8 protein-coding genes and 1 rRNA gene are annotated in these 11,161 nt (G+C 68.1%); 1 reads left to right on the plus strand and 8 read right to left on the minus strand.

All coding sequences use genetic code 11. The features are described from left to right. Positions 1-181 precede the first annotated feature (181 nt). Entirely contained in the window at positions 182-1,423 is a 1,242-nt protein-coding gene (locus D1643_RS08080) for a hypothetical protein (protein WP_160710137.1), read from the plus strand. Positions 1,424-1,571: 148 nt separating this feature from the next. Here the strand turns inward: D1643_RS08080 and D1643_RS08085 are convergent, their stop codons facing one another. The 8 genes from D1643_RS08085 to rrf form a co-directional block, all read right to left on the minus strand. Further along, positions 1,572-2,291, minus strand: coding sequence for a tRNA threonylcarbamoyladenosine dehydratase (locus D1643_RS08085; protein ID WP_160710138.1), 720 nt, complete (start codon positions 2,289-2,291; stop codon positions 1,572-1,574). Positions 2,292-2,664: 373 nt separating this feature from the next. Then, complete coding sequence (gene rplL / locus D1643_RS08090) at positions 2,665-3,042, minus strand: 50S ribosomal protein L7/L12 (protein ID WP_160710139.1); 378 nt, start codon at positions 3,040-3,042, stop codon at positions 2,665-2,667. Between the two features lie 85 nt (positions 3,043-3,127). Then, a complete protein-coding gene (rplJ, locus tag D1643_RS08095) occupies positions 3,128-3,649 on the minus strand; it encodes a 50S ribosomal protein L10 (RefSeq protein WP_160710140.1) in 522 nt (173 codons plus the stop codon). A gap of 354 nt (positions 3,650-4,003) precedes the next feature. Further along, positions 4,004-6,097 carry a Tat pathway signal sequence gene (locus tag D1643_RS08100; RefSeq protein WP_236643477.1) on the minus strand — a complete coding sequence of 698 codons (2,094 nt, stop codon included), beginning with the start codon at positions 6,095-6,097 and terminating at the stop codon, positions 4,004-4,006. A gap of 188 nt (positions 6,098-6,285) precedes the next feature. Next, on the minus strand, positions 6,286-8,958 hold the full coding sequence (gene acnA / locus D1643_RS08105) for an aconitate hydratase AcnA (RefSeq protein ID WP_160710141.1): 2,673 nt from the start codon (positions 8,956-8,958) through the stop codon (positions 6,286-6,288). 6 nt (positions 8,959-8,964) lie between these two features. Continuing rightward, positions 8,965-10,059 (minus strand): isocitrate/isopropylmalate dehydrogenase family protein, encoded by a 1,095-nt coding sequence (locus tag D1643_RS08110; RefSeq protein ID WP_160710142.1) that lies wholly within the window; start codon positions 10,057-10,059, stop codon positions 8,965-8,967. 105 nt (positions 10,060-10,164) lie between these two features. Then, positions 10,165-10,770 (minus strand): hypothetical protein, encoded by a 606-nt coding sequence (locus D1643_RS08115; RefSeq protein ID WP_160710143.1) that lies wholly within the window; start codon positions 10,768-10,770, stop codon positions 10,165-10,167. A gap of 283 nt (positions 10,771-11,053) precedes the next feature. After that, positions 11,054-11,161 (minus strand): 5S ribosomal RNA (gene rrf / locus D1643_RS08120); the annotation flags it as partial.

Consider the following 11,161-nt stretch of genomic DNA (forward strand, 5'->3'; position numbering starts at 1 on the left):
CCCGAAACCCCTCGGCACAGGATCGGCAACCAAACGACAACAGCTCCTGCCGGCAATCCGCCCACCCCTCCCCCGGGTCTATCCTGAGGCTCGAACGCACGCGCCCACGCGGCCGACATCGTCCGCCACCAGCGCCAACGCGCTCCCGAACCAGTAACCAACCGCGTATATGGAGGTTCCCATGAAGGACGCTTTGAAGGAGCTGCAAGACAGCATCCACGTGCTCGATAACTTCGATCCCAAGGCCTACGAGCAGGCGGAGCCGCCCCTGGTCTCCCTCTACCTCCCCATCCACCGCGACCAGCGTGAGGAGCCGCGCCGCGACGAGTGGGACGGCATCGAGCTGAAGGATCTCAAGGAGGAGGCCGAGCGCACCCTGCGCGAGAAGTTCCCCAACGAGAAGGACTGGGCCGGCATCGACGAGCGCCTCGAGTACCTCATGGCCCACCCCGACCTGCCGCTGTGGCAGAACGCCCGCGAGGGCGTGGCCCTGCTGGTCAGCAACACCGACGTCTACGCCTTCAACCTCGACTTCCCCGTCAACCCTTGCGTGGTGGTGGGCGCCGCCTACTACACCAAGCCGCTGCTCCGCAACTTCCAATATGGCGCGCACTACTACCTGCTGGCCCTGGGCGCCGACCGCTTCGGCTGGATCAAGGGCGACCAGCACAGCGTCAAGCGCATGGCGCTCCCGCCCGAGGTCAAGAGCTCCTTCTCCGAGCTCTTCGCCAACTCTGACGAAACCGAGGCCAACGAGCGCAAGCACGAGGAAGGCGCCCTCGACTTCATCACCCTCGAGGGCCACATGTCCCCCTACCACGACTTCCAGTCGCGCAAGAACGTGGCGAAGGAAGAGGCCGAGAAGTTCTTCCGCTCCGTGAACAAGGCCGTCGACGACCACCTCGTGCGCGACGACGCGACGCCCATCATCCTCGTCACGCTGCCTGAGCACGTGGCCGCCTTCCGCAAGGTCTCGACGCTGCAGCACTTGCTGCCCACGGCCATCGAGAAGGATCCCGCCAGCCTGACCGGCGAGCAGCTGCGCGACGATGCCATGGCCATCATGGAAGCCGACCGTCAGACCAAGCTGCAGAAGGTTCTCGACGAGTTCGCCTACGACCTGTCGAAGGGTAAGGCGACCGACGACTACAACGATCTGGCGATGGCCCTGGTGGAGCGCAAGGTGGCGGCCCTGCTCGTCGAGGAGGGCAAGGGAATCCCGGGCACCTTCGACCCCCAGACGGGCGACGTGTTCTTCGACGCCGACCCCAACCCGACCGACGACAAGGTTCTCGACCCGGCCAGCCCCGACCTGGTGGACGCCTTCTCCCAGGCCGCGCTCGCCCAGGGCGCGCACGTCTACGTCCTCCCCGCCGCCCAGATGCCCAGCGCCAAGGGCGTGGCGGCCCTCTACCGCTACTAGCCCAGGCGAAAACACGCAGAGGGGGCGGGCCCAGCATCGGGACCGCCCCCTCTGTCGTTCCAGCCGCGAAGGCGCATCCGCCGAAGTTCCCCCGCTTGCCAGCCAAGGCTTCCCCGCCGCGCCAGCAGACGCCGGCGACCGCAGGCAGCTACCGCCCCACAAGCGCGCAGATCACGCGCCCGGCCAGCATCTGGCCCATGATCGGGGGAATGTACGACATCGTCCCCAGCTCCGCGCGCTCGCGGCGCAGCGTGCCCTCGGGCACCTCCACCGGCAGCGGCGGCTCATCGGAATAGAGCACCTCCAGCCGCTCGATTCCCGCCACGCGCGCCTGCTTGCGCACCGCCCGGCTCAGCGGGTCGCCTCGCGTCTCGTACAGGTCGGCGAACCGCAGGCGCGTCGGATCGGCCTTGTTGGCCCCGCCCATGGACGCCACCAACGGCACGCCCTCCCGTTGCGCATAGAGCGCCAACGCCAGCTTCGACGACACGGTGTCGATGGCATCCACCACGTAGTCCGGCCGCCGCGGCAGCCCCGCGAACAGGGCCTCCACCCCCTCGGGCAGCACGAACTCGTCGCGCGTCTCCACGCGCACGTCCGGGTTGATGGCCCGCGCCATAGCCGCCATCACCTCCACCTTGCGCCGCCCCACCGTATCCACGAAGGCGATGGCCTGCCGGTTGATGTTGGAGGCCTGCACCGCATCGCCGTCGACGAACACGAGCGACCCCACGCCGCCGCGCACGAGCGCCTCAGCGCAGTTCGACCCCACGCCGCCGACGCCCACCACCATCACGCAGGCCGCATCCAGCCGCGCCAGGCCCGCATCGCCCAGCACCCGCCGAAGCCGGCTCTTCGCATCCTCCACAGCAGCATCCTCCTCAACAACGCACAGGAACGTACAGGCCGCCGGGCGGGGAGCGGCCGCAGCGAGGTTAAGCCAAAGCCCCGGCGAGACCTTGGCTCGCCGGGGCGACGCGTCGAGCGAAGGCCGCTCCCCGCCCGGCGGCCGTCCCGCAGGTTGAACGAACCCGATGCGTCGAGCGCAGCCCGGCGCGAGCCCGGCAGCCGTCCCGCAGGTCGAGCGCAGCCCGGCGCGAGCCCGGCGGCCGTCCCGCAGGTCGAACGGCAAGCGCGCCAGCACGAGCCCCGCAAGCGCGCCAGCGCAATCCCGCCGCCCGAAACGAAAGGGAGCGCGCACCCAAAGGCACGCGCTCCCCAAAACACCAAGTAAGGCGAAGTTACTTGAGGGTGACGGCGGCGCCGGCCTCCTCGAGCTTGGCCTTGACCTCCTCGGCCTTCTCCTTGTTGGCACCCTCGACGACAGCCTTGGGAGCGCCCTCGACGACCTCCTTGGCCTCCTTCAGGCCCAGGCCGGTGATCTCGCGGACAACCTTGATAACGGCGATCTTGTTGTCGCCGAAGCCCTCGAGGATGACGTCGAAGTCGGACTTCTCCTCAGCAGCAGCGCCGCCCTCAGCCGGGGCAGCGGCAGCCACGGCCACGGGGGCAGCGGCGGACACGCCAAAGGTCTCCTCGATGTCCTTCACGAGCTCGGAAGCCTCGAGCAGGGACATCTCCTTCAGAGCCTCAATGATCTCCTCACGGGTAACAGCCATGTTAGTTTCCTTTCAAAGGCGGCTGGGCTCTTCCCAGCCGGTGTGTCTTTCAAGTCATGCGACGCATCTCACGCCGCGCGGACTGCTAGGCAGCCTCCTTCTGGTCGGCCACGGCCTTGACCACCTGGGCCAGGCCACGCGGCACGCCGTTGATGGTCGTGGCAAGGCCACGGGCCACGCCGGAGATAGCGCCGGCGATCTGGGCGATGAGCTCCTCGCGGGACGGCAGAGAGGCGATAGCCTCCACCTCGGCGGCGGAAACCGCCTTACCCTCCATGAGACCACCCTTGATCTCCAGGTTCTGGTTGTCCTTCGCGAAGTTCTTCACGGCCTTCGCGGCAGCAGCCACGTCGTCGCCCGCGAAGACGAACGCGCTGGGGCCTTCCAGCATATCGTCCAGGGTGGGCAGCTCGGACTGCTCCAGGGCGATGCGCATGAGGGTGTTCTTGTACACCTTCATGTTGGCGCCCGCCTCGCGGATGCTGTGGCGCAGGTTCTGGATCTCCTTCACGGTCAGGCCGCGGTAGTCGACCACCCACACCGCGCTCACGCCGTCGAGGTCGGCCTTGATGGCCTCGAGCATCTCCTTGTTCTGAGCGTTGGGCATATTCTACGTACACCTCCTTCTTCTCAAACTCGCGTTCCGCCCTCGCGGGGTGGGATCGCTGCCTGAGAAAGAAAGCGACCCCTGCCGCGCTTAGAGCACGCAGGGGTCGCACAGCAACGTATCGCTGACGACCACCTCGGCGGGCCGCGTCTCCGCGATTAAACCCTTGCGGGTACCTGCTGTCTTAAGCAGCGGAACTATTCCTGATGGAGCAGCCGTCGTCGAAACGACAGCTTTTCTAGTATAGCCTCCATCACGGCGATGTCAACCGAAAACACGAAGGCGGCCCGCACCTCACCGGCGCGGGCCGCCTCAGGGGAATCTCGGCCGCCAGACAGCGCGAAGCCGCGCGACCTAGGCCGTCTTGGCCGGCTCGGCCGGCGCGCCCTCGGCCGTCTTGGCCGGCTGGGTCGCCTCCGCCGTCGGCTCCTCGGCCGCAGCCTTCTCCCCTGCCGGGTCCGCCACGTTCACCGCCGCATCCTCCGGCAGGCCGGACGCGGTCTCCTCCTCGCCCGCCTTTTTGATCGCATAGGCAGGGCTCACGCCGGCGCCCTCCAGGTAGGTGAAGGTGATGGCGTCGCCTTCCTTGTAGCCCACGATGTCGATGAGGCCCGGCAGCGCGAAGTCGTAGATCTTGCCGTCCTGCCCCTCGATGGTCACGTAGAAGTGCGAGTTGCCCTCGATGACCGCCTGCGACAGCGAGCGGATGGTGCCCGACATCGTCTTCACGTCATCCTCGCCCGCCGCGTCAGAGGCCACGCCGTTGGTGGCCAGCAGCGCCTCGTAGGCCTTCTGCGTGTCGGCCACCGTGTCGCCCACGGCCACGTTCTGGTAGCGCTGGATATCCACCATCGCGAACTTCTTCACCAGGCCCGCGCCGTCCTTGAGCGCCATGAAGTAGGTGGGCTGGTTGGACACATTGATGAGCAGCGGGAACGTCGCGGTGTAGCGCAGGTTCTGCACCTGGCCCTCGGCCGACTCCATGGCCGAGTCCTCGGTGGCGCCCGACACGCTGTAGAAGTGCGACTCCTGGGTGCGCTGGTTCACCAGCACGAAGCCGATGATGGAGTTGTCGGCCGTGGCCGAGGTCACGCCGGTGTACACCCACACGTCGTCGTCCTTGGCCAGGTAGTTGTAGCCGAGCGTGCCGTTGGTGCCGGGAGTCGTGCGCACCACGCCCTCCTGGCCCAGGAACGAGTTGAGCCAGCCGTTATGGTAGGAGCCCCACCAGTTGTACTGCTGGATGAGCAGCTCGGCCGGGAACACGCGGTCGACCCACTGCGGGCACTCCTCCACCGTGAGGTCCTGCGTCTCGCCCGTGGTGGCGTCGCAGAGCACGACGCGGCTCACCGTCTCGCCGCCGAACAGGCCGATGGTATAGTCCTTGACGGGGCAGATCCACCAGGGATGGCCCTCCTCGTCAATCTCGAAGGACTTCTCGCCGAAGATGTAGAAGGGATACTTCAGCTGCACGTGGCGGTCGATGTTACGCGCCAGCGGCTCGGACTGCGAGTAGTAGATGGGGCTGTCGCCCAGGCGCACGATCTCGGCGTTCTGCGTGGTCATGTCCACAAGCGCGTAGGCGGGGATGCCGGCCTCGCGGTTAGTGAACCACTTGAACAGGTCCGCGTACCCAAGCGGGCTCACGCGCACCGGCGCGCCCTGGTAGTTGATCTGGCTGTAGAGGTTCGACACCTCGAACTGGCTCACGTACTCGGGAATGGAGCCCATCTCGCGGTTGCCCAGCAGGATGGCCGAGTCGCGGTCGATGATGGGAATCTCCGAGTAGTTGACCTCCTGGATATCCTGGGCGAACTCGAGCGTGTCGGTCTTGAGCACGTTGGAGTAGCGCTCGGCGTTGCCCGGGATGATGGAGAGCGACAGCACCGCGCCGAGCACGCCCACCACCAGCACGGCCACCGGCACGTAGGACAGCCCCTTGAACGTCTTGGCCTTGGCCGGGCTCGCGTTCACCTTGTCGGTTCCGCTCTTGTACGCGCGCGACTTGGCCGTGAAGAACAGGAACAGCGGCAGCAGCACGAACACCGCCACGAACATCCAGGTGTCCACCGAGTGGATGTTGATGGGCGGATGGAACCACCAGTAGGCCGCCAGCAGCACCAGCACGAGCACGATGGCCAGCACCACGAGCAGCTTCTTGCTCAGGCCCTTGAAGGCGTCGAGGAAGGAGAGGTCGATGTGCGGCTCCTGGCCGCCTCCGCTCCGCCCGCGCCCGCCAGCGCCTGCGCCGCCGAAGCCGCCGAAGCCGTTGCCGAACCCGCCGACGCCGCCGCGCGAGCCCGAGGCGCCCGCGCCCCGCTCGCTCGATGCGTCCTCGGCGTCTACCGTGAAGGGCGAGCTGCCGCCCGCGCCTCCCGCGCCACTCGCGTCGAAGCCCGATTGCCTCAGCGCCTCCAGCAGCGCGTCAAGACCAGATGATTTCGCCATGATCCCCTTTTCCTTGCGTAGATATGGGCGCGCACGCCCCTGTCATGGTGCCTAAAGTGCCCATTATACGGGAAGGGCCGGGCCCTCAACGGCCCGGCCCCGCAACACACGCTTTCGCCGCATCTGCCCGCATCCGTCCGTCGTCATCGCGCGGCGGTGCCAGGCGGCAGGCCCCAGGCAGAGGGCGGCTACCCCCGCTCGACCAGGTCGCGCAGGACGAAGGGCAGGATGCCCCCGTTCTCGTAGTAGCGCCCCTCGGTGGGCGTGTCGATGCGCACCACGGCCTCGAAGACGGTCTCCGTGCCGTCAGGACGCACGGCACGCACCTCCGCCACGGCCGGCTCAGGAAGCCCCGCGGAGAAGTCCACGGCGCCCACCGTGTAGCTCTCGGAGCCGTCGAGCCCCAGGCTCTCGGCGCTCTCGCCCTCCTTGAGCTGCAGCGGCAGGATCCCCATGCCGATCAGGTTCGACCGGTGGATGCGCTCGAAGCTCTCGGCGATGACCGCGCGCACGCCCAGCAGGTTCGGCCCCTTGGCCGCCCAGTCGCGCGACGAGCCGCTGCCATACATCTTCCCCGCCAGGATGATCGACGGCACGCCGCGGTCAGCGTAGCGCTCGGCGGCGTCGAACACGCTCCTCAGCTCGCCGCTGCGCCCGTCGCGCGTCCAGCCGCCCCTCCGGCCGTCCGCCAGCTTGTTCTGAAGCTTCACGTTGGCGAAGGTGCCGCGCATCATCACCTCGTGGTTGCCGCGGCGGCTGCCGTAGGTGTTGAAGTCGGCTGACGCCACGCCCCGCTCCTCCAGGTAGCGCGCCGCCGGCGAATCAGCCGCGATGGCACCTGCGGGCGAGATGTGGTCGGTCGTGATGAAGTCGCCGAAATACCCCAGCACCGCGGCGCCCTCCACGGGAGCCGGCGGCTCCACCGCGCGCGTCATGCCGTCGAAGTACGGGGGGCGGCGCACGTAGGTAGACGCATCATCCCAGGCGAAGGTGGCGCTCGGCTCCGCGCCAAGGGCCTGCCAGGCCGCGTCGCCCTCGTAGAGCCCGCGGGAGCCCTCCTCGTACAGGTCGGCGGTGACGTAGCGCTCGGCCAGCTCGGCTACCTCAGCCGGGTCGGGCGCGATGTCGGCCAGGTACACGGGGCCGCCGCTCGCGTCCACGCCCAGCGGGTCACGCTCCAGGTCGACCGCCATGGTGCCCGCCAGCGCATACGCTATCACGTTAGCCGGCGCCGTCAGGTAGTTCTGCGACACGTCCGGCGAGATGCGCCCCTCGAAGTTGCGGTTGCCCGACAGCACGCTGGCCAGCTCGATGTCGTCAGCCACGGCGTGGAGCGCCGGCAGCACCGGGCCCGAGTTGCCGATGCAGCTCATGCAGCCGAAGCCGCACGTGTAGAAGCCGAGCTTCTGAAGCGCCGGCAGCAGCCCGGCGCGCTCAAGCAGAAGCTCGGTGGCGCGGCTGCCTGGCGCGAGGATGGTCTTCACCCAGGGCGCGGGCGCCAGACCGCGCGCGGCGGCGTTACGGGCCAGCACGCCGGCAGCCAGCATCATGGCCGGGTCGGTGGCGGTGGTGCAGCTGGTCACGGCCGCGATGGCGAGCGCGCCGTGGCCCAGCTCGTAGTTCTGCCCCCGAACCTCAACGGTCACCGTCTCGCCGCCCAGCCCGCGCTCGGCGCAGATGGCGGCGACGCGCTTCGCCGCCTCCGACCGCGCGATCAGGTCATGCGGCCGCGAAGGGCCGGCCACCGAGGGCGTCACCGTCCCCAGGTCGAGGCGCAGCACGTCAGCGTAGACGCGCGGCGCGGCCTCCGGGTCGTTCCACAGCCCCTGGGCCTTCGCATACGCCTCCACAAGCGCCACCTGGCTCGCATCGCGCCCGGTCAAGCGCAGGTACTCGAGGGTGCGCTCGTCAACGGGGAACAGCGTGCAGGTGCAGCCGTACTCCGGCGTCATGTTGGCGATGCAGGCCCGCTGGGTGGCAGAGAGCGCGGCCACGCCCTCGCCGAAGCACTCGACGAAGCAGCCCACCACGCCACGGTCGCGCAGCATCTTGGCGAAGGTGAGCGCCACGTCCATGGCCGTCACCCCCGGCGCCAGCGCGCCCGTGAGCTCCACGCCCACCACCTGCGGCACGAGCGTCGTGATGGACTGTCCGAGCGCCGCGGCCTCCGCCTCGATGCCGCCGACGCCCCAGCCCAGCACGCCCAGGCCGTTGGCCGTCGGCGTGTGGGAGTCGGTGCCCACCAGCGTGTCGAAATACACCACCGGCGTGCCGTCTGCGCCTGCAGCCCCCGCCGGCGAAGCCATCACCACGCTCGCGAACTCCTCGATGTTCAGCTGATGGCAGATGCCCATGCCCGGCGGCACGATACGCACGTTGCGGAAGGAGCCCTGCGCCCACTTGAGGAACTCGTAGCGCTCGCGGTTGCGCTCGAACTCCAAGGCCATGTTAGCCTCAAGCGAACCGGCGCACCCCGCCTCGTCGGCGATGACCGAGTGGTCGATCACCAGGTCGCACGGCACCTGCGGGTTGATGACCGCCGGGTCGCCGCCCAGATCCGCGCATGCCTCGCGCATCACGGCGAAGTCCACGAACACCGGCACGCCGGTGAAGTCCTGCAGCAGCACGCGCGCCGGCATGAACTCCACCTCGGCGCCCTTCGCGCCCGCGAGCCCGGCCTCCACCACGCGCTCGGCCAGCAGACGGGCCTCTGCGCCCGTCGCGCCGTTGCGCAGCACGTTCTCCAGCAGCACCGTCAGCGAGAAGGGCAGCTTCTCGTGCCCCTCGACGGCCGCCACGGGATAGTAGGTGTAGCCGGCCTCGCCAACCCTCAGCGCGGCCTCGAACTCGCGATTTCCCACGGCGTCCTACCTCTCCTCGAGCGCGCGCACGAGCGCGGCCGTGAACTCGCTGCAGCTGGCCGGCACCGCGTCCGACCCGGTCGCGCGGCGAATGTCCGCCGTCAGGGAGCGACCCTCCGCATACACCGCGGCCACCGCGGCGCGGATGCGCGCGGCCGCCTCCAGCTCGCCCAGATGGTCGAGCATCATGGCCGCCGAGAGGATCTCCGCCGTCGGGTTGGCAATGTCCTTGCCGGCGATGTCCGGCGCCGAGCCGTGGACCGCCTCGAACACCGCGTAGTCCTTGCCGATGTTGGCACCCGGGGCAATCCCCAAGCCGCCCACCAGGCCCGCCGCCAGGTCGCTTGCAATGTCCCCGTACAGGTTGGGGAACACGATCACGTCGAACTGCGACGGATCCATCACGAGGCTCATGCAGAACGCGTCGATGATCTTATCGTCGAACGCAACGCGTCCCTCATAGCCCTTGGCCACCTCGCGCGCCACGCGCAGGAACAGACCATCGGAGTGCTTCATGATGTTGGCCTTGTGCACGGCGGTCACCTTCTCGCGCCCGTGCTTGAGCGCGTACTCGAAGGCGTACTCGACGATGCGCCGCGTGCCCGTCACCGAGATGGGCTTGATGGAGATGCCCGAATCCGGACGGATGGAGCCGGCGCCGCTCTCGTCGACGAACTCGATGAGCCGCCGCGCATCCTCGCTCCCCTCCTCGAACTCGATGCCTGCGTAGAGGTCCTCGGAGTTCTCGCGCACGATGACGAGGTCCACGTCCTCATAACGCCCCCCGGCACCCGGGATGGACGTCACGGGGCGCAGGCACGTGTATAAGTCAAGCGTCTTGCGCAGGGCCACGTTCACGCTGCGAAAGCCCGTTCCCACCGGCGTGGTGATGGGGCCCTTGATGGCCACCTTGTTGCGCTTGACGGCCTCGATGGTCGAATCAGGCAACGGCGTGCCGTGGACGTCCATGCAGGCAGCTCCCGCCTCGGCCACCTCCCAGTCGATCTCGGCTCCGCTCGCGGCCACCACCTGCTGCATCGCAGCCGACGTCTCGATGCCGATGCCGTCGCCGGGTATGAGGGTCACGCTATGCCGCGCCATGGAATACCTCCTAGAAAAGGGTGATCATCACATCAGGTCACTGGGCCCGCCGCGCAGGCACCGAAAGAAAGGCGCCCCGCAAGGCGTCTCTCTGATAAGCTCGTGTTATTGGGAGACGTTCTCCACGATGACCGAGGCGCGCTTCTTCAGCGCCCCCTTGCCGTTCGAGGCGTCGAAGCTCATGCGTTCACCGAGCTCCCGCTTCACCTCCGGCGAGAGCTTGCCCGCCGAGAAGTCGATGACCGCCAGCAGCATGTCCTGGAACTCCAGGTCGCCGTGGTAGCACTGGATTCCCTCGTCGATGAGGGGCCACACCTTCTCGGAGCGGTTCTCGGTCGTCGCCCCCAGCCGGCAGAGAAAGCGCATCGCCGCCAGGCGCACCGGGCCGCTGTCCTCGTCGAACAGCGCCGTCTCAGCGCCTGCGATGCCCTTGTCGCACGTCCGCGACTCGTAGGGGACAAGCTCGGTCAAGGCGTCCAGAACCTCCCAACGCGTCTGCGCCTCCGGGCGGTTGAGGGCATCTACCAGCGCATTCGCATGAGGGATCAGCGCCTCAGCATGAGCGCGGGAAACCTGGGCGATGGTTGCCGCCGCCTGCTGACGCTCACGGCGCGACCCCGCAGCCAGCACCTCTACCAGCTCCGACAGGGCCTTCTCGTCCTTGCTCAGCGCCTCCGCCTGCTCCTTCGCATCCTGTGCCTTAGCTGCCAACGCGCTACCCCTCTCATCGTGTCTGAACGAACGACTACTCGTCCATCACTATTATACGCGCCGAAAACGAGGGTCGGGCGAACGCAGGCGGCAATTAACCCCCTGGAAACCCGAGCGGCGTGCCCAGAAAGCGAAAGGGCGCCGCCGAACGGCGGCGCCTGAGAAGTGCGCGAAAGGCAAGCGCGCCGCTCGCAAGCGGCGCACGACAGAGGGGATGTCCTTCAAAAGAGAAAGGCCGCCCGAAGGCGGCCTCTTGTGCCCTGAAACGGGGAAGCACCCCACATGAGCGGAACGCCCTATCCTCCCACGGGCTGACCCGCAGTACTTTCGGCGAGGAGGGGCTTAACTGCCGGGTTCGGAATGGGACCGGGTGATCCCCCTCTCCATGGTT

The sequence above is a fragment of the Enterorhabdus sp. P55 genome, from assembly GCF_009911695.1.
Taxonomy (GTDB): Bacteria; Actinomycetota; Coriobacteriia; order Coriobacteriales; family Eggerthellaceae; genus Enterorhabdus.